Annotated in this window: 20 protein-coding genes; 2 read left to right on the top strand and 18 right to left on the bottom strand. The window is 44.0% G+C overall.

Annotated elements, in window-relative coordinates; all coding sequences use genetic code 11:
- Nucleotides 1–153 precede the first annotated feature (153 nt).
- The gene (locus tag B2089_RS09820) at nucleotides 154–918 is read left to right on the top strand and encodes a DUF4469 domain-containing protein (protein WP_296687078.1); all 765 of its coding nucleotides are present in this window, start codon (nucleotides 154–156) and stop codon (nucleotides 916–918) included.
- Between the two features lie 70 nt (nucleotides 919–988).
- Here the strand turns inward: B2089_RS09820 and tyrS are convergent, their stop codons facing one another.
- From tyrS to B2089_RS09885, 13 genes are all read right to left on the bottom strand, one after another.
- A complete protein-coding gene (gene tyrS / locus B2089_RS09825; protein ID WP_296687082.1) occupies nucleotides 989–2,233 on the bottom strand; it encodes a tyrosine--tRNA ligase in 1,245 nt (414 codons plus the stop codon).
- Nucleotides 2,234–2,260: 27 nt separating this feature from the next.
- The gene (locus tag B2089_RS09830) at nucleotides 2,261–4,786 is read right to left on the bottom strand and encodes an ATP-dependent Clp protease ATP-binding subunit (protein ID WP_296323636.1); all 2,526 of its coding nucleotides are present in this window, start codon (nucleotides 4,784–4,786) and stop codon (nucleotides 2,261–2,263) included.
- Between the two features lie 62 nt (nucleotides 4,787–4,848).
- Entirely contained in the window at nucleotides 4,849–6,096 is a 1,248-nt protein-coding gene (locus tag B2089_RS09835; protein WP_296687087.1) for a right-handed parallel beta-helix repeat-containing protein, read from the bottom strand.
- 115 nt (nucleotides 6,097–6,211) lie between these two features.
- Nucleotides 6,212–7,309, bottom strand: coding sequence for a hypothetical protein (locus B2089_RS09840; RefSeq protein ID WP_296323630.1), 1,098 nt, complete (start codon nucleotides 7,307–7,309; stop codon nucleotides 6,212–6,214).
- Complete coding sequence (locus tag B2089_RS09845) at nucleotides 7,309–7,824, bottom strand: UvrB/UvrC motif-containing protein (RefSeq protein WP_296687089.1); 516 nt, start codon at nucleotides 7,822–7,824, stop codon at nucleotides 7,309–7,311. The genes B2089_RS09840 and B2089_RS09845 overlap by 1 nt, the downstream gene beginning before the upstream one ends.
- A gap of 52 nt (nucleotides 7,825–7,876) precedes the next feature.
- Entirely contained in the window at nucleotides 7,877–9,205 is a 1,329-nt protein-coding gene (locus B2089_RS09850; RefSeq protein WP_296323625.1) for an ABC transporter permease, read from the bottom strand.
- 8 nt (nucleotides 9,206–9,213) lie between these two features.
- On the bottom strand, nucleotides 9,214–9,900 hold the full coding sequence (locus B2089_RS09855) for an ABC transporter ATP-binding protein (RefSeq protein ID WP_296323622.1): 687 nt from the start codon (nucleotides 9,898–9,900) through the stop codon (nucleotides 9,214–9,216).
- On the bottom strand, nucleotides 9,893–11,188 hold the full coding sequence (locus B2089_RS09860; protein ID WP_296323619.1) for an ABC transporter permease: 1,296 nt from the start codon (nucleotides 11,186–11,188) through the stop codon (nucleotides 9,893–9,895). Before B2089_RS09860 ends, B2089_RS09855 begins: the two co-directional genes overlap by 8 nt.
- On the bottom strand, nucleotides 11,178–12,440 hold the full coding sequence (locus tag B2089_RS09865; RefSeq protein WP_296323616.1) for a hypothetical protein: 1,263 nt from the start codon (nucleotides 12,438–12,440) through the stop codon (nucleotides 11,178–11,180). The genes B2089_RS09860 and B2089_RS09865 overlap by 11 nt, the downstream gene beginning before the upstream one ends.
- Nucleotides 12,441–12,453: 13 nt before the next feature.
- Nucleotides 12,454–13,323: a signal recognition particle-docking protein FtsY gene (gene ftsY, locus B2089_RS09870; RefSeq protein ID WP_296323614.1), complete on the bottom strand. Its 870-nt coding sequence runs from the start codon at nucleotides 13,321–13,323 to the stop codon at nucleotides 12,454–12,456.
- Nucleotides 13,324–13,332: 9 nt separating this feature from the next.
- On the bottom strand, nucleotides 13,333–15,033 hold the full coding sequence (locus B2089_RS09875; protein ID WP_296323611.1) for a hypothetical protein: 1,701 nt from the start codon (nucleotides 15,031–15,033) through the stop codon (nucleotides 13,333–13,335).
- A protein-coding gene (gene prfB, locus B2089_RS09880; RefSeq protein WP_296323609.1) for a peptide chain release factor 2 occupies nucleotides 15,033–16,167 on the bottom strand; the annotation gives its coding sequence in 2 pieces (ribosomal slippage) (nucleotides 15,033–16,097 and nucleotides 16,099–16,167; 1,134 coding nt in all). Before prfB ends, B2089_RS09875 begins: the two co-directional genes overlap by 1 nt.
- Before the next feature lie 17 nt (nucleotides 16,168–16,184).
- Nucleotides 16,185–16,466, bottom strand: a complete 282-nt coding sequence (locus B2089_RS09885; RefSeq protein ID WP_296323605.1) for a CRISPR-associated protein Cas2 — start codon at nucleotides 16,464–16,466, stop codon at nucleotides 16,185–16,187.
- A 150-nt stretch (nucleotides 16,467–16,616) separates the two neighbouring features.
- Between B2089_RS09885 and B2089_RS09890 the strand changes: the two genes are divergently transcribed.
- Complete coding sequence (locus tag B2089_RS09890; protein ID WP_296323603.1) at nucleotides 16,617–17,450, top strand: tetratricopeptide repeat protein; 834 nt, start codon at nucleotides 16,617–16,619, stop codon at nucleotides 17,448–17,450.
- On the opposite strand, the gene B2089_RS09895 is transcribed toward B2089_RS09890, so the two are convergent.
- The 5 genes from B2089_RS09895 to B2089_RS09915 are packed head-to-tail and all read right to left on the bottom strand — an operon-like array spanning nucleotide 17,447 to nucleotide 23,591.
- The gene (locus B2089_RS09895; protein ID WP_296323600.1) at nucleotides 17,447–19,588 is read right to left on the bottom strand and encodes a tetratricopeptide repeat protein; all 2,142 of its coding nucleotides are present in this window, start codon (nucleotides 19,586–19,588) and stop codon (nucleotides 17,447–17,449) included. The two genes, B2089_RS09890 and B2089_RS09895, sit on opposite strands and share 4 nt — an antisense overlap.
- Before the next feature lie 6 nt (nucleotides 19,589–19,594).
- On the bottom strand, nucleotides 19,595–20,416 hold the full coding sequence (locus tag B2089_RS09900; RefSeq protein ID WP_296323597.1) for a hemolysin family protein: 822 nt from the start codon (nucleotides 20,414–20,416) through the stop codon (nucleotides 19,595–19,597).
- Between the two features lie 10 nt (nucleotides 20,417–20,426).
- Nucleotides 20,427–20,909: an rRNA maturation RNase YbeY gene (gene ybeY, locus B2089_RS09905; protein WP_296323594.1), complete on the bottom strand. Its 483-nt coding sequence runs from the start codon at nucleotides 20,907–20,909 to the stop codon at nucleotides 20,427–20,429.
- Nucleotides 20,909–22,633 carry an HD family phosphohydrolase gene (locus B2089_RS09910; RefSeq protein WP_296323589.1) on the bottom strand — a complete coding sequence of 575 codons (1,725 nt, stop codon included), beginning with the start codon at nucleotides 22,631–22,633 and terminating at the stop codon, nucleotides 20,909–20,911. Before B2089_RS09910 ends, ybeY begins: the two co-directional genes overlap by 1 nt.
- On the bottom strand, nucleotides 22,626–23,591 hold the full coding sequence (locus tag B2089_RS09915) for a PhoH family protein (RefSeq protein WP_296323585.1): 966 nt from the start codon (nucleotides 23,589–23,591) through the stop codon (nucleotides 22,626–22,628). Before B2089_RS09915 ends, B2089_RS09910 begins: the two co-directional genes overlap by 8 nt.
- Nucleotides 23,592–23,628 lie beyond the last annotated feature (37 nt).

The following is a 23,628-nucleotide window of genomic DNA, read 5'->3' on the forward strand; positions in this document are numbered from 1 at the left end:
CTATTTGTTTCTTGGAATTTACAGTGCCGCACACGCCAAAAGACAAATTTTTTTTTGTCACGCAGATTTATCTGCAAAACTACGAATTTCGTATGAAATTCTAAAAAATCACCCGGGGACTGTCGCCCATAAAAAAGACAGTAGGATAATGCTATGGAAAATATTTCCACTCTTGAAAACAGTTCTTCTATTTTAAGTGTGACTTTGCACGAAAACAATTTCACAAAAGACGGATCTTATTACGCTACAGTCAGCCGTAATACAGCCACATTCAAAAACATTCTCTCTGAGATTGCAGAAGACAACAAAGGCATGGATCCTTTCATGCTTCAGTTTGCCGCAATCCTGATTCAAAAGAAAATCCTCAAGATGCTTGAGCAGGGAAAAGCTGTAAACGTCCTTGACCTTGGAACCATGTACATTGCCATGAAGTGCAATGCAAAAGGGAAAAGTGACGTTTCAGAAAGCGGAAATTTCTACATCAAGTTTACGCCCACCCCCCTTGCAAACGAGGCAATCACGTCTTTAAGCGTAGATAAAATCGTCTATGCCGACGGAAGCCCTGAAATAACTAAAATTACAGATTTGTCGGACGTAGAATCAAAAAACACACTAACTAAAGGAAAGCCCTGCAGAATAACGGGAAGCCGCTTAAAGCTTGGCGGAGAAAACTGGGGCATTTACTTTGCGCCTGTCGATTCAGAAGGAAAAATGAACTCTGATGAAAGTCAGTGGATTAAAACAGATGAATCAAGCCTTTTCCGCAACAAGCCGAGCGAACTGAACTTCTTTGTGCCGGATTCCCTTACCGAAGGAAACTGGCAGATTGTTCTTCGCACAAGTTACCTTGGAAAAGGCACGAGCCGTAAAACTATGCTGGAAACTGTAAGCGAAATAATTACAGTAAAGTCAGAATAGTTTCCCAAAAACAAAAAAGACCGCCAGAATGAAGCACACTTCACTGACGGTCTTACAAAAATCATTTCCTTTACTTGAATACCACGCGACAGAACTTTTTCTTTCCTGCCCGCAGGACAAGCTCGCCGTCTTTGTCAAGATTTGCCGCCGTGACTTTGAGGGTCGGGTCAGAAAGTGCCTCGCCGTTTAAGGAAGCGCCGTTACCCTGAATCAATCTTCGGGCATCGCCGTTTGAGGCGCACAAACCTGCCTTTACGAAGAGGGCAAGAACACCAAGGCCTGCGTCAAGTTCTGCCTTTGAAACTTCAACAGTCGGCATCTGGGTTTTGTCGCCCTCGCCGCTGAAAGCCGCCTTCGCGCCTGCAAGGGCAGAATCAGCCTTTTCCTTGCCGTGGATTTCCTTGGTGACCTCGTAAGCCAGCCGTTCTTTTGCGGCATTGATGTCGCCTGCACAAATAGACTTAATCTCGTCAATTTCGAGGAAAGTGAAGAGCTTGAAGAATTTCTCCACATCAGGGTCAGCCACATTTCGCCAGTACTGGAAGAAGTCGTAGACGCTGGTGAGTTTTTCATCCAAAAAGATTGCGCCTTTTTCGGTCTTTCCCATCTTTTTGCCGTCGCTTCGGGTGATGAGCGGGAAGGTAAGGCCGAACACATTGTGCTGTGCGTTGAGTTCCTCAGTGCCACCGAGCTTTCGTCGAATCAAATCAACGCCCGCAGTGATGTTGCCCCACTGGTCATCGCCGCCAATCTGAAGCTGAACGTTGTGTTTTTCGTGCAAACGGAGGAAGTCGTAGCTCTGCAAAAGCTGATAGTTGAACTCGATGAAAGATAGCCCTCGCTCAAGTCTCTGCTTGTAAGCCTCGTAAGAAAGCATTTTGTTTACGCTAAAGCATGAGCCAATGTCACGCAGGAAGTCGATATAGTTAAGGTCGGCAAGCCAGTCCTTGTTGTTGGCAGAAAAAGCAGTCTTTCCGTCGAAACCGATGAATTTATCCAGCTGAGCCTTGATTGTCTCGACATTCTGGTCAATCTGCTCGTAAGAAATCATCTTTCGCATTTCGGTTTTGCCGGAAGGATCTCCGATTCGGGCAGTTCCGCCACCAATCAAAGCGATACCGATATGGCCGAATTTGCGCAAATGGCGGAGGGCAAAGAAGGGAACCATGTGACCGATGTGAAGGCTGGGACCTGTGGGGTCACAACCGACATAAAAAGCAACCGGTCCCTTGTCCATCAAATCAGAAAGTCCCTGTTCATCAGTGCACTGGGCAAAAAATCCGCGTTCTTTCAATACTTCAAGTGCTTTGTTCATTTTTAATTTTCCTTTATGGCTTTTATTCTACCCAAGATTTGCATTCTTTTCAATCAAGGGGACTTTTACCTTCTTTCCTCGCGCCCCTTTCACCACAAGTTTTTCTTTCTCAAAGCCGACTTCCACTTCCCCGTTCTCAGGCACTTTTCCGCTCAGGATCAGGTTTGCAAGCTGGTCTTCAATTTCGTTCTGGATCAGGCGGCGCATCGGGCGTGCTCCCATGCTGGGCTCGTAGCCGTGGTCGAGAAGGTAATCACGGGCTTTTGGCTTTATTGAAAGATGAATGTTCTTTTCTGAAAGTCGATTTTCAAGCTCTGCAATCTGGATGTCGAGGATTTTTGAAATCTCTTCGCGCTTCAATGGATTGAAGACCACGATGTCGTCGATTCTGTTGATAAGCTCTGGTGCCATAATTCGCTTGAGTTCTTCCATGGCGTTGGCCTTTATTTCAGCGGGCGGCAAGAATCCGTCGTCCAGCTGGGCAAATCCAAGCTTTTTGTCGGCGGTAATGCTTCTGGCTCCGGCATTACTTGTCATTATGATTACGGTATTACGGAAGTTTACGGTATGGCCAAGATTGTCGCTCAACTCGCCTTCTTCAAGAATCTGCAAGAGGAGATTGAAGACTTCATTATGAGCCTTTTCAATTTCATCAAAAAGAACCACGGAATATGGCTTTTGCAGGACTTTGTTGGTGAGCATACCGCCCTCTTCGTAGCCCACATAGCCCGGAGCCGAGCCCACAAGGCGGCTTGAAGTGTGCTTTTCCATGAAATCCGACATATCGATTCGGATAAGGGCTTCTTCCGTTCCGAAGAGGAATTTTGCCATTGCCTTTGCAAGCTGGGTTTTTCCAACGCCAGTAGGTCCCAAAAAGATGAAAGAGCCAAGAGGACGATTCGGTGAAGAAACCCCTGCCCGGCTTCGGCGGATTGCGCTTGAAAGATATTTTACGGCCTCGTCCTGTCCGATAACATCCTTGTGGATTTCCTTTTCCATGTCCAAAAGGCGGCCGCTTTCGGCAGAATCCAGCTGGGTGGCAGGAATTCCTGTCATATCCGAGATGATTTGTGCCACATCAGTCACTGTGACATGCTTTCGCACGGTGACGGCATTGTTCTTCCAGTAATTGTTGAAATCGTCCAGTTTTTGCTTTAACTCCCGGACTTTATCACGAATCATGGCGGCCCGCTCGTAATCCTGATTTGCAACAAGGGCTTCCTTTTCGTGACTCAAATTTTCGATTGATTTTTCAAGCTCGGCAAGTTCTGTCGGACGGCTCTCCGAAGTGATTTTTTTTGCGCTTCCCGCCTCGTCCAAGAGGTCAATGGCCTTATCCGGCTGGTATTTTTCGGGAATGTAACGGGATGAAAGTTTGACGATTGCCTCGATTGAGCCTTCATCGTAAGTGACATTGTGGAATTCCTCGTATTTTGGCTTTAAGCCTTCAAGAATCTGAATCGTCTCTTCGGTTGAGGGCTCTTCGATTTTTACAAGCTGGAACCTTCGTGCCAATGCGGAATCTTTTTCAATGTATTTTCGGTATTCTTTAAAAGTTGTGGCTCCCACAAGCTGCAAGTCTCCGCGGGAAAGAGCCGGCTTTAAGATATTGCTCGCGTCCATCGTGCCGTCAGGGCTTCCCGCGCCGATAATCATGTGCATTTCATCGATAAAGAGAATGATGTCGCCAGATTCCTTGACTTCCTTCATCATGCGCTTCATTCGCTCTTCAAAGTCGCCACGATATTTCGTTCCTGCGACCATAGCCGTGATGTCCAGGAGAAGGACTCGTTTTTGAAGCAAATTGTATGGAACTTCACCAGAGGCGACCCTCTGGGCTAATCCCTCGGCCACGGAAGTTTTTCCCACACCAGGCTCTCCCACGAGGATTGGATTGTTTTTCGTTCTTCGGCTTAAAATCTGAATCACCCGGTCAATTTCTTTTGCGCGTCCGATAACCGGGTCAAGCTCGCCCTTTTTTGCAAGTTCGGTTAAATCTCGGCTGAATTCTGCGAGGAAAGAGCGTTTTTTCTGATTTGGATTCTCATTATTGCGGGCATTAGCAAATTCAGCCTCGCCTTTTTCATCGTTTGCTTCCTCGCCGCCGTTCTCGTTCTGCAAGTCACGGATTACATTTCGCACGGTCTCAAGCTGAATCGAAGCCCTTTCAAAAAAGCGGTAGCAGGCAGAATTTTCCTCACGGATTGCGGCAAGAAGAAGATGCTCCGTTCCCACATATTCGCTTCGGAGGGAGCGGGACTCAATCACCGCCACATCAAGGAGAGTGCGCAGTCGTCGGCTGGGCGGCAGGGCGGAAAAAGCCGGGGGATTTGCCAGCCGGGGGAAAGTGGAAAGACTCTGCTCCAGTAAAAGCTGGAAAGAAAGTACATTTATATTGAGGACTTTAAGGGCGTTAAAGCCCATGCTGTCCGCTGATTTGAGCATGGCAAGAATCACATGCTCCGGTAAAAGTTCCGTAAGTCCTGAGTTTCGCCCCTCAGTCTGGGCATATTCTGTAAGAAGTCGTTGTGCTTTTGGAGAGAGACCTTTCATATATAATAAAGATAAGATTTTTTTTCAAAAACGGCAAGCGAAAAATCTCTGCTATTAAGGCCTTATCTCTTAGCTTCTATATATTCGTTCACAGCAGACTTGAAAGGAAAAGAAACCTGCAGTTCTTTCATTATTTCTTCAGGTGTTTTATTTGTAGTTTTTATACTTATTTTGGAATCATCAATTTCTGCTGTTCCAGAGCCTTTATCAAAGTCATTTCCAAAAGAACTGCTTCTTTGGAAAGATTTTTTTACAGTATTTTCCAGTTTTATTCCATAATTTAAGAATTTTGCAGTCACATCTTTGCTGCAGTTCAATCTGTAACTATTCAGGCCATTTCCTACCGAATAAGAATTTTCGATATAAACAGGATTTGGCGCAGACCGTCTTGTAAATCCATCGCCATAATTATTGATTGCACAACATTCATAAAATGAAACCGGTTCCAGAAAATCCTGTGGCTTTATCAATGCCTGACCAGACAAAACTTTCGGCGCAAAAGTCGTTCCCCAGAAAGGGCTTCCAAAACCACCACCATCACATCTTAAGTCAAGGGCACCGTTTTCCTTGTTATTCGCTCTCTGACATTTTGAATTCGTTAAAATATTATCAGCTTTACCAGAAAGTACCATTTCTTCACTGAAACCGTTATATCTTGCAGCACACCGCTTAAAAACAATATTACCTAAAGCATTGCAGGTATCAAATCCATCATCAGAATTACAGTCAGCTACACAGTCTTCTAGAATAATATCTTTTGCTCCCTGTGCAATAAAAAATCCGTCCCCTTCTTCGCCCAAAGTAAAATCATCATAATTTCCATGAGAATAACAATTCCTGATTCTTATGTTTCTTGTATAGACAGTTTTTTTGCTTCCGATTTTTCCGACAAGTCTGAATCCCTGATAATGGTTGTAACAGGATTCTATATTTTCAAGCACTATATTTTCACAAAGACTCAGACAGATTCCTGCAAACTGAGCCTTCATCACTTTTAGATTTTTTATTGAGCCTTTTTTTGCCTTCAAAAGATAAATTCCGGCAGAAGCTTCCATTTTTTTATCAAGCTCGCTGCTGTAATCCTTAATCATCCATTTATTGTTTTCAATCATAAATTTTCTGATTTCAGCCAGGAGATTTTCATCGATGAACATGGTGGGACTAAAATCAATTACGGCATTATTTTCACCAATGATATTTATTTCATCGCCAGAAAAATAAAGCATTTCGGATTTAAAAATTCCATCGCTGCCATCAATAATCAAAGTTTTGTCAGCTTCAGAAGCAGCTTTTAAAAGAAAATTTGGCAAGTCATTTGGTCCCGGACAGTTTTTTGCTGTAACTCGAATTGAAGCAAAAGATGCTGCGGAAAAAGCAAGAAAATAGAAAACAAAAAAAAGATTTTTTTTCATAGAAAATTTTATTTTAATTCAGTTTGATATTCTCAAAGGCTTCCTGCAAAATGAGAGCCCTGAGATAGTCCGTCTTAAGAGATTTGCTTTCGGAAATGTCCACGGGGAAATTGAATTTCCGATTTTTCAGCACGAACTGCAAATGTCCCTTCTGCACCCGGTACAAGAGGGCGCAGAGCTCAGAGTCTTCGATTCCGGCGAAAAAGCCAAGGTTCTTTCCCCATTTGATGTCAGAGATAATTTCGATTGCCTCCCGGTCGCTTATCAGAGAGGCGTATTTTACTTTTGCGTAAGAGCGGTAAATGCGGTTACGGAGCTCAGTCTGCCGTGAGCGCAAGACCACATTTCTTTCCCGCCGCTCGTTCTCAACAAGATATTTTACCGAAGAAACAAGGCTGGCGATTTGGTCAAGTTCAGTGCCGTTTCCCGCCGTTTTTGTAGAAATCTGATAGTAGAATCCCAAAGATGAAGAAGGAATAGTTCCCGTCCCAAAGCAATCGCTGACGATTATTTCTTTCTGGCTGAGGGATGAAAACAAATCCAATAACCGGCCCGAAAAAGAAAGAGAGGGTAAATGAAGCCTGCAAGAGACTTTCATGCCGCTTCCGCAGTCGTTCAAAGATGATGTGAGATAGCCGAAGTCGTAGTCAGCCGCAAACTGCATTGTGTTCTGCAATTCGTCGTCAATCTTCGCGCAGAGAGAAAAGGCTTCGTTGCCGTCCAATCCAGGCACAAAAGAAGCCAAGCGCACATGGTCTTTTGAATTTATGGCGCAGGAAACTTTGCCGTCGGTGCGAACGATGATTCCGCTGCCCTTTTCCTTTGCGCTTTCTGAGTCCAGAACGCCCCGCTCTTCCAGAATGAGGGCTCCCAGTTCGTCAAGTTCCGAAGCCACCACTCCCTGATATTTGTCAGGCTCCTGACAGTGAGAAAATGAATCAAAAACCAAAGTCTGAACGCGAAAAGCGTCATCGTCCTTGAATTTACCGGGAAAGGGAAAATTCGCTAAATTTCGGGCCAGGCGCACCCTGGTCGAGAGAACAACATCGTTTTCAGGCCCCTTGAAGGCGTACCATGCGTCACTTGAGAGATTTGTCTCGCTTTCTGCCATTATTCTTCTCCGCCTGAAACCGGGGATTTTTCAAGAGCCTTGAGATAGTCACGGTAGACCGCCGCCTTCTCATAATCTTCCCGCTTTAATGACTCTTCCAATTTTGCCTGAATGATGATTCTGTCGGTAAGGACTGAGCGGAAATTCTTGAGCCGCTTGGGAAGAGTGCCTTTGTATGGAGGAATGACGCCGATTTTTTTGAAAGAATCCTGGGCCTCGCTCTTAAAGACTGCATAGCACTCAGGACAGCCGGCATGGCGGGTCATGGTGATTTCTTTTACGCTGCTTCCGCAGACAGGGCAGACTCGGTTATCTTCTTTTTGATTCTGGACTTTATTTTTTCCGAGAAGTGAATCAAAAAGCATGGCAAGAGAACGGCCGATTGACTTAGAATCTGGAGAAACGCCGTTTTTTCTGGCACATTCCACGCAAAGATTGAGTTTTCGTTTATTATTTGCATTGGTCTGCTCTATAAAAAGAACAGCCTCGTTTTCACCGCATAAATCGCAGAGCATAATATTCCTGTAAATTAATTTCTATAAAGATACTGATAATTATAATCCAGCGTCAAATTTTTCTCAATGTTTCAATGGGTTTTTCTTTGCCGGCTTTAAGGGCAGGAATCAAGCTCACCAGAAGAGAAAGGACTATGGTTCCAAGGGCAATCAATAAAATTTTAGGAAGAGGAATCACAATCGAAAAATTCTGCAAGTAAAAAGCCTCGTCCAAAAGATGGACTGGAAGATAATTGGCAAGACTGCCCTCTGTCAGAAAATAAAATACTTTTGCCCCAAGATTCACAACAAACTCTATTGCCCCCATAATTCCGTTAAAATGAAGGGAACAGAAAAGCCCCAGTGGAAGACCGAAAAGCACTCCCAGGGCACCTGTAACCAGGCCGGTGATGATAAAAGAAAGGGCAATTCCGTTGGAACTTCCGCCCAGGCTCTTTAAAATCGAGATTTCTTTTTTGCGCTCCATGACCAGCATGACAAGGGCACTTGAAATATTCACCGAAGCGACGAGAACAATCAGCATCATAATGAAAATGAGCATAATCTGAGTCGAGGCAAAATTCTCGTATTGGGCTGAATTCAAGTCGTTCCAGCGATACAATCGTCCTGCAGAAGAAAGAAAAGGCGAGAGTTTACGGTAAGTTTTTTCAAGGCTGAGAGAAAATGCGTCATCTGTATCAATTCCGAAAAGTGCCGTTCCCGAAGAAAGGGAAATCAAATCGAAGCCGTTTTCAAGGGAGACAAAAAGCCAGAGAGAATCCAGTTCTTGATAGCCAGAAGAAACGATTCCGCTAACCTTTAATGAAGTGATTTTCGGCATGGTCTTTCCAGAAGAATTTTCTTTTGTGGTGATGAGTCTGATTCTTTCCCCAGCCTTTACACCCAAGTCTGAGGCAAGTTTTTTTCCAAGAACGCAGGAATTCCGCGCCGTCAAATCCGTGTTGCCATCAATGACTTCAAAAAGTGAAGCAAAAGCAGGATTTTTTTCAAAGATATCGCTTTCAAGGGCCCGGATTGAAGAGCCGAAACGGCCTTTGCTTGATGACGCAAGACCTATTCCCTGCAATTCGGGGTAAACTGCCTTTACGCCAGTGTCGTATTTTTTTATCGCGTCAGCAAGAATCTGCATATTTCCGGCATTTTCAGCATATTCTGACTTAGGATAGAGGACCAGCTGAATGTGAGAAGAACCAAGTCCGATCATGCGCTCGGTAATGCCCTTAATCATGCCGTCCGAGACAGTGAGCACCATAATGAGGGGAACGAGGCTTATTCCTATGCAGACAAAAGCACCGAACAAACTGCGCCGGGCGTTGGATTTTTTGCCCGTGCGGGGAAAGAGAAGCCTTGAAGCGAATAAAAGTGACGAAGAAAAAGTCATGATTTCTCCTAGGCCTCTACCCTTTCAAGCTGACCGCCTTTTATCGAATAAGAAAAATCGCCTTTTTTCGCGAGATTCATATCATGGGTGACCAAAAAAAGCGTTTTATTATATTTGTCAGCCATAGAAAAAAGCAAGTCGCCGATTATTTTCGCATTCTGCGGGTCAAGGTTTCCTGTAGGCTCGTCAGCAAGGATAAGTTCAGGGTCATTGATAAGGGCACGGGCCACCGCAACACGCTGCCTCTCTCCGCCTGAAAGCTGGCTTGGAAGGTGATCAAGTCGTTTTTCAAGACCGACATCGCACAAAAGCTGCCTTGCCTTTTCGCTGGCCTCTTTTTTTGAGCATCCTGCCATAAGAGCCGGCAGAAAAGCGTTCTCAAGAGCAGTAAAATCTTTGAGCAAATAATGGAACTGGAAAATCAGGCCGAGGAAATGAGAGCGGTAGAGCGAAAGTTTGTTCTCATCAAGACGGGACAAATCATATTCGCCGCACCTTACCAAGCCGCTTGTGGCATTGTCCAGTCCGCCGATAATATTGAGGAAAGTGCTTTTTCCGCTTCCGCTTTCCCCTACAATCGTAACTTTCTTTCCCTTTTCAATCTCAAGGTTAAGATTTTTTAAAATCGTCAGTGATTCGCTTTCAGTTTTGTATGTTTTCTCAAGATTCTGAATCGAAACAATTATATCACTCATCTCTCATTACCTCTGCAACTGTCATTTTTAAAACGCCACGGCTCGCGATAAAACTTGCGATAAGCGACGATAAAATTCCAAACATGGAAATCATAAGAACTTCACTTGTAAAAATTTTCGGCGGGATGCTGGCATAAAGCATGAACATGGGATTTTCCCTCACAAAATCACCGTTAGCCGGATTAGAGAGCATCACGAAAAAAAGGCTGGCATAATAAGAGAGTTTGGAAAGAAGCAAAAATACCGTGTCCATGTTGATTGAAAGGAAAAGACCAAGAAGGACTCCGGGGACAGAGCCTGAAATGCCAGTCAAAAATCCCTGCATGACAAAAATTGACTGAATAGAGACAGGCTTTCCGCCAAAGGCCGTAAGAACGGAAATTTCCTCCCGCCTCTCAAAAACCATTCGCCTCATTCCGTTGAAGATATTGATTGCAACCACGACGAAAATCATAAAGACCAAGACCATGAGCATATTCTTTTCGACCTGCAAGGCTCCGAAAAAGGAGCGGTTATAAGTCTTCCATGACTCAAATTTTAAATTTGGAAATTGAGAAGAAAAGCGGGCAATCTGACGGTCACAGTCGTTTTCATCAAGAAGCTTGACTCCGTAAATCAGCTTTGCGTCGCTACCGAAATATTTTTTTCCGTCATCTATATTTATAAAAGCGAAAGAAGCGTTGATGTCGGCATAGCCCGTGTGAAAGATTCCCGTCACAGTAAAAAGCCGCTCACTTGAAAACAAATCCACATCGCTTCCGCCGGAAAGGGCATAAAGATTTATTTCGTTGCCCAAGCGGGCACCACAGCGGCGGGCAAGCTCCGAGCCGATAACGATATTGTTTGGCGAAGAAATGTCAAACTGGCCTGCAATCATAGTCACTTGTTTTTTAAAGCCCTCATCATGATTGTAAACAAAATCTGGCAGGGCCTTTATCATGGCGGCAGCTTCTTTTCCATTGCTTCCCACGACAAGACTCTGAGCCTCATAAAAAGGAGTGAAAGATTTTACAAGTTTTTCAGAAAGACAGAATTTTTCAAAGGAATCGTCAAAATTCTTTTCTTCGGGAACGCTGCAATTCTCAACACGAATATGATAGGAGCTGATTTCCATGATGACATCGATGAAACTGTGCTGGAACCCGTTCATCACGCTGATTACGGTGATAAGGGTCATCACGCCGAAGCAAATTCCCAGAGAAGCAAGTGTCGTCGTAACCGCGGAAGAGCCTTTTCGGTCAACCTTGGCAAAACGACGCGACACAAAATAAATCCACTTAATACTCAAAATTCCTTCTCCTCTGCTCCACATTATTTAAATAGATGATTTCAGTTTTTTTAATACCATTCTCATAAAGGACTTCCACCGAAAATCCACCCTCAAAGAAGAGTTTTTCGGAATAAGACTCAGGGCTAGTGTGTTTTCGCTCCAAGTGTAGCTCTCCGTCCTCATAATAATGAATATCAGGTTCTGAATGATTTCCCCCTTGAAGCGCCTCGTAATCATACACAGTTTTCATTACATGCTCATCAACGGACAGTTTTCCGAATGTGTTTTTTTTGTAATTCCACAAGCGGACTTCCTCTTCTTCAGTGCGTCCTTGAATATCATAGCGTCTTGCAGTCTTTTTGTCAGTGCGGAGCTCATTATCTTCATCATAATGGCTTTCCGTCAGAAGGAGAAGTTTTCCGTTTGAATCATAAAGACTCTCAAGCCTTTTTTTTTCGGAAAAAATCTCCTCTATCGTTTTTTCCGGGATATACGAGTCAGGGCTATATTCATAAACGATAACATCCTCAAGCACCAAATCTTTTGCCTTTCTCCCAGTCTTAAACCTTTCATTTCGTATAAGGCGATAAAAAGAGTCATATCGTTTCCTGATGATTTTTTGCCCATAATAATTCACTATAACAGTGTCATCATCTTCCTTTGTTACTGTAAGTTGCTCACCATCATAAGAAAACCGCCTGAGCGAGCCATCTTTTTTTGTATATGACGCTTCCTGCGGGAGGGAGTCACTGTCTTTATTTTCATTCTGAGCTTCAATTCCACGACTGTCATTATTCTCAAGCATTTCAAGAATTTTCCTTCCGTCAGTGACATCTATGGAATTATTTGAATTCTTAGGATTAGCCTGCGCTCCAGCCGAAGCAAGAACTAAATCAATCCAGTCAAAATATGGCTCATCGGATGAAACATAAACATCTTCTGGACAAAAAGTACAATCAATAATTCCAAGTTTTTCAGGATCAAAAAATTCACAAAAATAAACAGATTTCATTTCCGGAATAAGGATTTTTCTCTGCGAAAACAGCCTTGTCCCAAAGCGCGAGAGTTCTGCAAGTTTTAAACATTCAGGACGGGTGGCTACATCTGTCAGTGAATAGCGCGTAACTTCAAAGCAAAGTTCCCGGAGATAGACCAGGGATTTTTCTTCATTAGGAGACAAATCCCTGGCAAAAACAGAGAAAGAAGAAAAAAAAGAGAAAAGCAAAATGAGGATTGAAAGCTGGAAATTTAAAGCCGGAAGTTTTCTCATTCGATTTTTCTTTTTATTTTCCTATGAATTCATCGATGTATTTTTCAGGATTAAAAGGCTCGATGTTCTCGTATTTTTCGCCAGTACAAACGAAAAGCACAGGGATTCCAAGTTCTTTACCAATGGAAAAAACACAGCCCCCCCGCGCCGTGGAATCGTATTTTGTCACGACGATTGCGTCCACGCCCACGCTCTCAGAAAAGACTTCTGCCTGACGAAGCGCATTCTGTCCCGTGGTTCCGTCAATGACCAAGATTTTTTTGTAGCAGTCAGAATCTGCCTTTTGCGCGGCGATGCGGTCGATTTTCTGCAGCTCGCGCACGAGGTTTTCTTTATTGTGAAGTCGGCCGGCCGTATCCGCGATAATGAGGGCTCCCCCCTGAGCACGGGCAGAATCAGCCGCATCAAAGACAACCGCACTGGGGTCGCTGCCATGTTGATGGGAAATCACGCGGATTCCAAGCCGCTCTCCGTGCATTTCAAGCTGTTCCTCAGCCGCAGCCCTAAAAGTGTCGCTGGCCGCCAGAAGAACATTCTCCCCCTTTTCTTTGTAAAGTTTTGCGACTTTTGCCGCCGTCGTTGTCTTTCCGACTCCGTTAACCCCAAGCATCATATAGATGTTGACCTTGCCCTTTTCGGGAGAAAACTCAGTTTTTTTAGCATAAGATGAAAGAAGATTTTTTAGTTCGTCTTTGATTGCCGCCTCATCAGAAATTTTCTTTTCACGGCAGATTTTTTCGAGTTCTCCTGTGATTTCGTAGGCCATTTTTGCGCCCATATCACCTTCAACAAGGGCATCTGTCAAATCATCAAAAAATTCCTCGTCGATTTTATTTGATGAAAAGAGATTCTTAAATTTTTGAGCGAATGAAAGTTTAGCCATGATTTCTCCTTATTGAACTTCAATTTCCTCTTGAGTCTCAATCGGCTCTTCAAAAAGCTGGGCATTTTTTAGCGCTTTTTTATCGATTTTGACCTTTTCAGGAAGAACGCGGTCAGCAGACCACAAATACCGTACCAACTCAATGACAACCCAAACACCACAGACTGCAGTAACGCCAAGGCAAATATTTGTCCTACCCTGCAAATCCTTGAGCCGTTCCAGATCCCCCCGCCCCTGTGAATATGCCGTATTTTCTGCAGTAAATTCACCGAGATTATAAAAAGTAAATGGAAGCGAGCAAATAAGAGCAGTGTAGGCAGTATACATCCATCTGCGCCGTTTGTCGATGTTCGCCTGTCGGTCAAAAGGTTTTGCATTTACGAACAAATATGCGCCGTCAAAAGCATTTTGAGAAGGTATCTGAAAAAAGGCAATATTGCTTGAAGCTGAATCATCAGGATTTGTTTTTGGAACAGAGAATACACCAAGCACAGATTTAGAATTCACCTCAACGCTTGCCCAAGGATTTTTCTCCGTAACAGACGACTGTGAAAGTCCGTATGTATGGAAAACACCGTCACGATATTTTTTCAGCCTTATATTTGCCAGCCCATGCACTTCAGGAACAAGGTTGACATGAACAAAAAAATGATTATCGCCAGAAAAGGCATAAGTAAAGGCCAATTCTTCATATCCAGGTGCTTCGATTACAACATGATGAATTCCCGATTCATCAATGATTTTGTTCTCAAAGCGTCCATCGCTGTTTTCAAGCGGAAAAACAATCCCGTCTATTGTAATTTTCGTACTCCGGGCAATTTCCCTTGGCTCAATCTCAAATTCAAGCAGAACAGGAAGGGCATTCGCAATTTTTGAATCAAGATTTCTCGCAATGGAATTGGCAAGCGGCATCAAATCAGTCAAAAGCCCGACTTCTGTAACAGATCCGAGGACTTGCGAGCCAGGATAAACACGAAGACTTGCCGTAACAGAACAATAATCGCCGTAAACCGTAATCTCGCCAGTAATAAGACCGTTGATTTTCGCTGCAATAACCTCAGACTCAAAATCCCATGAAGAATAGCCCGATTCCAGAGCCTTTTCACTTGCCGTAAAAAGTGAAGACGAATCACTTTTATATAGTTTTATTTTTTCACTGACAATCTCGTTGTTTTCATCTTTTTGAAAAAAAGAAAATGGAAGTTGAAAAGGGAAAAATCCGTCATTTTCTTTTTTGTCGTCAACCTTTCTTCCTTCCGAAATCGCTTTTTCACGCTCTATCTTAGGAGCGGCTTCATCTCGGACTTTTTTTACTTCTGCAAGATTCTCATCGATTTTAATCTCGATGTCTCGGATTTTTTCCATCTCCTCTTTTATTGATTTTTGAAGCGTTTTTGGCTTTGTCGTCGTAAGCACAAGGGAATCCCGGCTTTTGTATTCCTTTGAAAGCTGAAGAAAAAGTGACAGACGCGCCGTTTGAAGTTCATTCAACTTGCGGTCAAGGATCTCGGTGGCAGGAATCGTGCGTAGCTCTTCATTGGAAAATTGGTCAATTATAAGTTGGGGAAGCACGGAGGCTGCCTTAGAAGCACTTTCACTCCTAGCCTGAGTCTGCTTAAAAGAAAACTCCATGACGCCCAGAGTCCAGTTATCCGAAAAGGCAAAAAAAGCGAGAAAACTAAAAACAAGAACGAAAAAAAATTTCTTCATTACAAGTCATCTTCGTCATCGTCGCCGCCAACAGGCAGGCCTTTCCACTGAGCCTGAAGGAAGGAGTCGATGAACTGGTCGATGTCTCCGTCCATGACGGCCTGAATGTCACCCACAGAGAATTTTGTGCGGTGGTCTTTTACCATCGTATATGGCTGGAACACATAGGAACGGATTTGGTTACCCCAGGAAATGTCCTTTTTTTCGGCACCGAATTTTGCCGTCTCCCTTGCCCGCTCCTCCTCGTAATGGGCGTAAAGTTTTGCCCGCAAGAGGTTCATACAAGTGGCCCGGTTCATAATCTGGCTTCGCTCGCTGTCACACTGAACGACGATGCCGGTGGGAATATGGGTGAAGCGGACTGCCGAGTCAGTTTTGTTTACATGCTGGCCGCCTTTTCCGCCAGAACGGTAAGTGTCAACCCGCAAATCCTCCGGCCTGATATCGACTTTAATCGTATCGTCAAGAATTGGGAAAATGAAAACCGAGCTGAATGAAGTGTGCCTTCGGGCGTTGGCGTCAAAGGGGCTGATTCGCACCAGGCGGTGAACGCCGGCCTCGCCCTTTAAATGACCGTATACATAATCGCCGGTAATCTGAATCGTGGTGGATTTGATTCCGCCCTCGTCTTCCTGAAGATCAACTGTCTCAAGCTTGTAGCCGTGCCGCTCTGCCCAGCGGATATACATTCGTGAAAGCATGTAAGCCCAGTCACAGGCCTCGGTTCCGCCAGCCCCGGCATGAATCGTAAGGAAGCAGCCGTTTTTATCAACTTCGCCCGAAAGGAGATTTAATATGCTCTGCTCCTCAAACTTTTTCTGGCAGTCAGCGAGTTCAGCCCTCACCTCTTCTTCCACGGAATCATCCCCGCCCTCGGCGCCCAGCTCGTAAAGAGTTTTAATGTCGTCAATCTGCTGCAAAAGCTCCCGCCAAGGCTCCACCCGACCTTTAAGCAATTTGAGGTCGTTCATGACTTTCTGGGCTTTTTCGGCATCATTCCAGAAATCTTCTGCGGCGGTGAGTTTTTCGGTTTCGGCTATTTTTTTATCGATGGCAGGCGCGTCAAAGACGCCCCCAGACATTTTTAATATCTTCTTCGAGAGTTGAAATCGGTTCTTTAAGTTCTTCTAACATTTTTTTCTCCTGGATTTTTAATTTTGTTTTGCTCCGTAGACACTCCGCTTCCATTGCTTGTGACGCAATTCCGTGACAGCGAAATTTGAATTGACCGGAAACTGGTAAATTCTAAGCGTGTCATAATAATCTGTGACGGAATCAATTTCTCGTTTGAGAACCGTAAGCTGAGCCTCGTTAATCTGCATACTTTCCCAACAAGCCTTTTGAATTTTTTTGAAAGAGTAGCGGGTAAGAATCTCGGCGATTGATTTTGCGCTGTCAATTCCGCCCGGATCAAGAACTACGGATACGAACATTTATATAGAATAAAACATAGATTTTATCTTGTCAAACCGCACTTTTTGCTGCAAAATAAAGATATGCAGATTCTGCGCAGGGCTTTTTTCACATTACTAACACTAATCATTTTTCTCTCTTTCCCTGTAAATTTATACGCCCAAAAAGTCATGGCAAGGCCTGTTTGCACAGCAATTTCCGCACAAAAAATCGGTCTAAACAAAATCCAACTAAAATGGAACATTCCTTCGGACTTCAATGCGGCAAGCATTGCAATTTTCCGCTCAACCAGCCAAATCCAGCAAAAATCCAGCATTTCAGCAGAAAAACCTGTTGCCGAAGTTCCAGCGCAAACAACAAGCTACACCGATACTCTAACTCACTATGGCGACTATTACTATGCCCTCATTGCCCGCGACAAAAACGGCGACCTTTTCAACATGCTTCTTCCCACAGTTAACGCAACGGTTAAAGCAGTTTCTCTTATTCCTCCAGATGATTACATTGAGATTGCATCTACCCCTGAAGACCAATATATTCCAGGATTTTTGAGAGAGCTTCCACTTCCCTACCTGGATTTAATTTCAGACTTAAACATCCCCCCAACAAAAATGGGAGCAAAGGCAAAAAACGAGGGCAAAATTCTCGCAGGAAAATACGCCGTTAAAAAAACAAAATTACTCAGTCCATATATTTTCGAAGAAGATATGGTGCTTTCCCCAGAAGGAGATGATTTTTTTCTTTTTGAGTCACTAAAAACTTATTTCATAAAAAAAGACTACAAAGGCTCTGTCAAAGACTTACGCGAATTTTTGAGTCTCACGAGAGACCCGGCTGTCATGATTCGAGCTATTTTCTACCTTGCTGAATCCCATTATTATTGCAAAGATTACAGAAAAGCCCTGGAGCTCTTCCTTTTTGTCGAAGATGAATATCCAGAGCTTTCAAAAAAGTGGATTGACTCTACGCTAGATTTTTATCAGATTCCCAAAGAAAGTCTTTAGTTTTTAAGCCCACGAATAAGCTGAATAATTGCAGGAGTTTTTATCAAGCCCATCTCACGGGCATCAAGCTTCTTCTGTTTTTCGGCGTTTTCATCTTCCGGCAAGATTCGAGAGCCGTTTTCACCAGCGGCAGGCGCATTTTCAGAAATTTGTGCATCCTCCGCAGATTTTTCATCCGGGCGGAATTTAACGAGAACCTCATCACCCACATTCACACGATCATAAAATCCCGTCTGCGAGAGGGTTCCCTGTGAGATTTCCTCGCCAGCACGGTTTATTTTTATCGTTCCCAAAAGATTTTTTTCTTCAAAAGTGACACCAAGCCCTTTATCATTAGTGACGATTTTTCCAGCCTTAATGACATCAAGCACGACATCAGCCTTCATTCCTTCAACGCTTCCCAAATCAACAAGAATTTCATTCACGCTTCTCTGCAAGATTTTTCCACGAACAGGAAGAATATCCAGTAAGTCACGGCGGAAGGCGCGCAAAACGGCAGAAAATTTATCGTTTCCAGTTCGGAATGAAGAGAATTTCGCTGTTTCCGTTCCAGTTCGAGCCGAATATACGACTGCACTCAAAGTGATTTCACGCTCACTCTCATCAATGGCAAGCAAGACAAAATAATCCATGTGACTGTTTCGAGCCAAGCGATAAGCTTCGCCGTATCCAGAAACAGGCTGATTCTGCACAGCGACTGATGTTGATGCAATTCCAGAAAATATATCCGCGCACATGCCTGCGGCAATTTCTTCGGCATCGCAGTGCAAAAGCTGAACAGGAGACTTCGTGTAATATAAGCCCACATGCCAGCGTGTCTTATCAAGATAGAAAGGATCTACATTCCATTTTGCAGCAAGAGAATACTTCATCAGAGATTCATAGGCCTCGATAGTATCGTTGACCTTTTTCTGCTCAGGTGTGAGTTTTGTACTTGCCTTTTCAGACTCAGATTTTTCGGCTTCGGCGCGCTCCTGATTCTGCTTTATAAATTTCAACTGATTGAGGTAATTTTCATTTAAGCCTGTGTTTCCGAGCAATGCCGCGAATTCAGCGCGGGCCGTGTCATCATAGGGATTGATTTTTAAGGCTCGCTGGTACTCGTAGCGAGCTTCTTCTCCAAAATAAGATTTTGCAAATTCACGGCCCTTTTGGGCATGAAATGAGGCATATTCGGCGCGGCTCGCATCCTCCACAGGAAGATTCTTCATAATCAGCAATTCAAGACCGCTACGCATCACTTCGTCATGGGGATTGATTGTAAGAGCCGTTGACCATGTTGAGATTGCGCTCTTCCAATCTCCCCGTCGGTTTTGAGAAAGGCCTTTTAAATACCAGGCCTCGCTAGTGTTTCGATTTTTCTCAATTAAATAATCACACAAATCGATAACATTGCTGTATTTTTTCTGGGCATAAAGAATAGAAGAAAGAAGCACATAGGCCTTCGTGTAGTCAGGGTTAATTTGCACGGCGGCACGGGCACGCTTTTCTGCTTCAGCGAATTTTCCCTGCTTTGCGTCAAGATAGCCCGCCAGATAGTGAACCTCTGCCTCACCTGAGTGATAGCGCAAAGCCTGCTCGATATATTTTCGCGCCGTATCGTGGTTTCCCATTTCCTCACTGATAAGAGCGAGAGAAAGGAGAGCCTTGCGGTTGTTTCCCTGTCTTTTTAGAGCGTCCTCATACTGATTTTTTGCCCCTATAAAGCTTCCCGTAAAAAGGTCAAGTTCTGCCAAACCGAAGCGGGAATCAATATCATTGGGATATTTTTTAAGAACGTCACTGAAAACAGTCCTTGCCTCATCAAGTCGTCCCAGTGCGATAAGAATCAAGCCTTTGAGATTCTGAATGTCGGTGCGATTTTTTGCATATTTGTCGGCTTCATCAAGGTAAGTGAGGGCAAGGGAATAATCTCCCAGCGAGTAAGTCACCTGAGAAAGGTGAAACCAAGCCTCCCCGTAAGAAGGATTTGCCTGAAGAGCCTGCTGGAAATCCTCACTGGCCCCGTAATAATCTTCGCTATTCTGTTTTGCCACGCCCCGATCGAAAAGGCGGAGAGCGCCAAGATTCTGAGAAAAAGCAGAAAGTGAAAGAGAAAAAATCGCAATAACAAGAAAAAATTTTGAAATCGACTTCATACAATATTAGTTATCGGAATTTTCCACCGGCTTTTTAATCACTTTTATGAGATTGACCCGGTGGCCTTCCATGTCCTGAACGATGAAGTCAAAATTCTCGTACTCAATCTTTTCGTATTTGACAGGAATGCGGCCGAACATATCAAGGACGAAGCCGCCCAGAGTGTCAAAATCCTCAGTGGGAAAGTTGGATTCCAAAGTCTCGTTAAGGTCGTCCAGGTCAACACGGGCATCACAGAGCCAGACATTCTCGCCCAGAGAAACGATGTCCTCTTTTTCGTTGTCGAATTCGTCCTGAATGTCACCTACGATTTCCTCGATGATGTCTTCCATACAGACGATGCCGGAAATTCCGCCGTACTCATCGATTGCGATGGCAATGTGCTGGTGGCGGCGTTTGAATTCACGCAAAAGCCCGTCGATTTTCTTTGACTCAGGGATAAAATATGCTTTTTTGGTGATTTTCTGCAAGTCAACCTTTTCTTTTTTAGAGAAGGCTTTGAGAATATCCTTTACATAGAGGATTCCCGTAACATTGTCGATTGACTCGCTGTAAACTGGGAAGCGGGAATGACCGCTGGCGGCGATTTTTTCCAGAAGCTCGTCTTCCGGAGTGTCGATTGAAATAAAATCAACATCAATCCGAGGAATCATGACTTCCTTGACCGTGGTCTCAGACAAATCCTCGATTCCCTTAATCATGTCCTTTTTTTCTTCAATGAGAATTTCTTCTTGTGCCCGATCCAAATCAGAAGATTTTTCCGACTTGGCGGCGTTACTGGAGTGATAGTCCTCGTCTTTCTTTTTACCGAATTTAAATAATCCCATACTGTTTCCTTTATATTAAATTTATTTCTTTAAACTCTGACAAAATTTTCTCCTGCAGGACAAGCATTTCGTCCGTTGGAGCGACACCAGGCTCTATGTGCTCTTCGCCGTGGTCGTAGCCGTTCAAGTGCAGGACTCCGTGAATTAAAAGCCGCTTAAGCTCCTCGTTTTGGCTCACCTTAAAATAATCGGCATTTTTGGGGAGCGTATCAAGGGAAATGGCTATATCCCCGGCAGAAAGCCACTCTCCTTCCTCATCGGTATACTTCGTACCGTTCTCAAATGAGAGAATATCCGTAGGCGAGTCAATGTTGCGGTAATCCCGGTTAAGTTGTTGAATGGCAGAATCATTGCAAAATAAAATTGAGATTTCTTCTTTATCATAAGAAAGTTTTTTCAGGACTTCGATAACGAATTTTCCTATTTTATTATCATCCAGCCATGTGGGAATCGTGATTCCCCCCTGAACAGAAATAAGAACTCTGTTTGCCATTATTTACCCCTTACTTCGCTTGAAAGTGACTTGTCTTTTTCGCTGGTGAAAGATTTGTCGCCGTTTTCAGTATCGCCAGTCGCGTCCGGATCCCGCTGATTCTGATATTTGATTCGGCCATGATAATAGGCGGCAAGGATACGCACAAATGTATCGCGGATTTTGGTGAGTTCGCCGAAAGTAAGGGCTGAATTGTCCAACTGGCCGCTCTCGATTTTGGCGTTTATGAGTTCCTGAATGAATTTCTCAAGACGCTGGGCAGTGGGCTTTTCCAGAGACTTACAAGCCGCCTCACAGACATCTGCCAGCATGACCACGGCACTCTCTTTTGAAGCCGGCGGGTTACCGGGATATGAGTAATCTTCCGGGCTGACATTCTCGTCTTTTTCTTTTGCCTTCATGTAGAAGTAAGAGATGACAGAATTTCCGTGATGCTCTGCGATAATGTCGATAATCTGCTGGGGAAGGCGGAGCTGGTGAGCCTTTTCCACGCCAAGTTTGATATGACTTTTAATGACCGAAACTGAAAGCGAAGGATTCAAGTCAGTGTGCTTGTTGGCCGTATCGATATTGTTTTCGGTGAAATATTCCGGATGTTCCATTTTACCGATATCGTGATAATATGCGCCAACTCGTGCCAAAAGAGCGTTTGCCCCGATTTCCTTACAGGCATTTTCGGCCAGTTGAGCCACCATCATACAGTGCTGGTGAGTTCCGCTGGCGGTAAGGAGAAGTTTTCGCAAAACAGGCGCGTTCTGGTCACTCAAATCCATGAGACGGAAAACAGAAGCCGTGTTCATGATTGACTCAAGAGGCGTAAGGAAGCCGAGAACCAGAATTCCAGAAAGGAATGAATTAAAGGCAAGTGCCGGGAAAACAAAAACAGCATCGTTAAAATCCGAGTTGAACATAACTTTAAAGAAAATTATAAAAACGATGCTCAAAACAGCCTGCATAATTGAGGCAAAAACCATGTCGATTCGTCTTTCGATTTTCATAACGATTCGCGCCGCTGACACGCAAAGGGCAAGAGTGTACAAGGCTGGCACAATTTGGAAAGAAGAGGCGCCCAAAACTCCAAGGGAAAGCAAGAAGGAGAAGAAAAGTGCCGAGGTCTGTCCAAAAAGAATCGCGACAAGGAAGGCGGAGAAAACAGACGGAATCATAATCGGAAGAGTAAAAGGATTCTGGAAAATCGCGTTTTTCATGCCGAATGAAGTTGCAAAGAATACAAGCACGAAAAGTACGCACTCCAAAATAACCTCTTTTACCTCGACTTTCCGCCTGAGCAAAACTGGATTAAAAAGCACAATCCACAAGACTGCAACGAGAATTAAATAGAGGACTTTATCACAGAAAGCACGGTAATCCACATAAAGCGGAGAATCTGCCATTTTCTGTAACTTAAAATATTCTTCTTCGGTAATAGGGAAGCCTTTTCTGATTACCTTCTCGCCTTTTTCGATGGCAACAGGATACTGCATATCTTCAGGCAAGGATTTTGTGGCATAAATTGTTTTATCAGCTACCTGTCCAACTTCATATTCTTCGATTGCAAAAGAAGCTAGAGTTTCGGTGGTATTAGCGTCATACCAGACGATTGCAGTAGCGACCACAAAAGTAAGGAAGAAGGCAAGGATAAAACGCCAGTTTTTTGTGATAAAATGCCCAATCGAAGAGAAGAAAACCGAAATTCCCTTTTCTTCGTTTTTTTCTTTACTCATTTTTTACCTCATTTTCGTACGCCTGTACGATTTTTCTGACCAGCTCAGAGCGGACTACATCGCTTCCAGTAAGGCGAACCATGCCGATTTCCGGGATTCCGTCAAGAATCCGCAAGGCATGAACCAAACCAGATGTAAAGCGCTTGGGAAGGTCAATTTGTGTTATATCTCCGGTGATGAAGACTTTTGCGTTCTCGCCCATACGGGTGAGGAACATCTTCATCTGTTCTGTCGTTGTGTTTTGCGCCTCATCAAGAATGACAGCACAGTTATTTAAGGTTCTTCCCCGCATATAGGCAAGGGGAGCCACTTCAATAATACCATTTTCGGTAAGCTTATGCACTATTTCACGAGGCAGGCAGGCATTCATTGAGTCATAAAGAGGCCTGAGATAAGGATTTATTTTATCTTCAAGGTCACCGGGTAAAAATCCCAGGCTCTCCCCCGCCTCAACAATTGGCCTGGTAAGCACGATGGAATTCACTTTTTTTGAAAGGACAAGGGAAAGAGCCTCTGCGATGGCAAGGAAAGTTTTGCCGCTTCCAGCAGGTCCCTCAGCGAAAACCAAATCTTGCTTGCGGAATGCCTTTACAAGCTCGGCCTGATTGCGCGTTTTGGGATAGATTTTTCGCACTGCCCCCGGAATTGAAATCGCATAGCGGGCGGCATTAAAGTCTGTGTCAGCGACACCGTGAACGAAACCCGTATTTAAAATAGAATGGATTAAGTCGGAAGAAGAATCCCCGGAATCTGAAATTTCGTCAACGATTCGGTCTATGATGAATTTGAATTCCTGCTGCACACGGGGATTGTCTTCGGAAATAGAAATCTCATTACCCCTTGTAAAAACAGGCACCCCGATGTGTTCTTCTATGAGTTTTAAATTGCTGTCATTTGTGCCGCACACTCTGGAAAGCAAATCACTGTCGGCAAGCACAATCGTATATTCAGAATTCACTTGCTTTATTGTAATAGCAAAATCGCTTTCATGCAAC

It is taken from the genome of Treponema sp. UBA3813, assembly GCA_002368605.1.
In the GTDB taxonomy this organism is placed as follows: Bacteria; Spirochaetota; Spirochaetia; order Treponematales; family Treponemataceae; genus Treponema_D.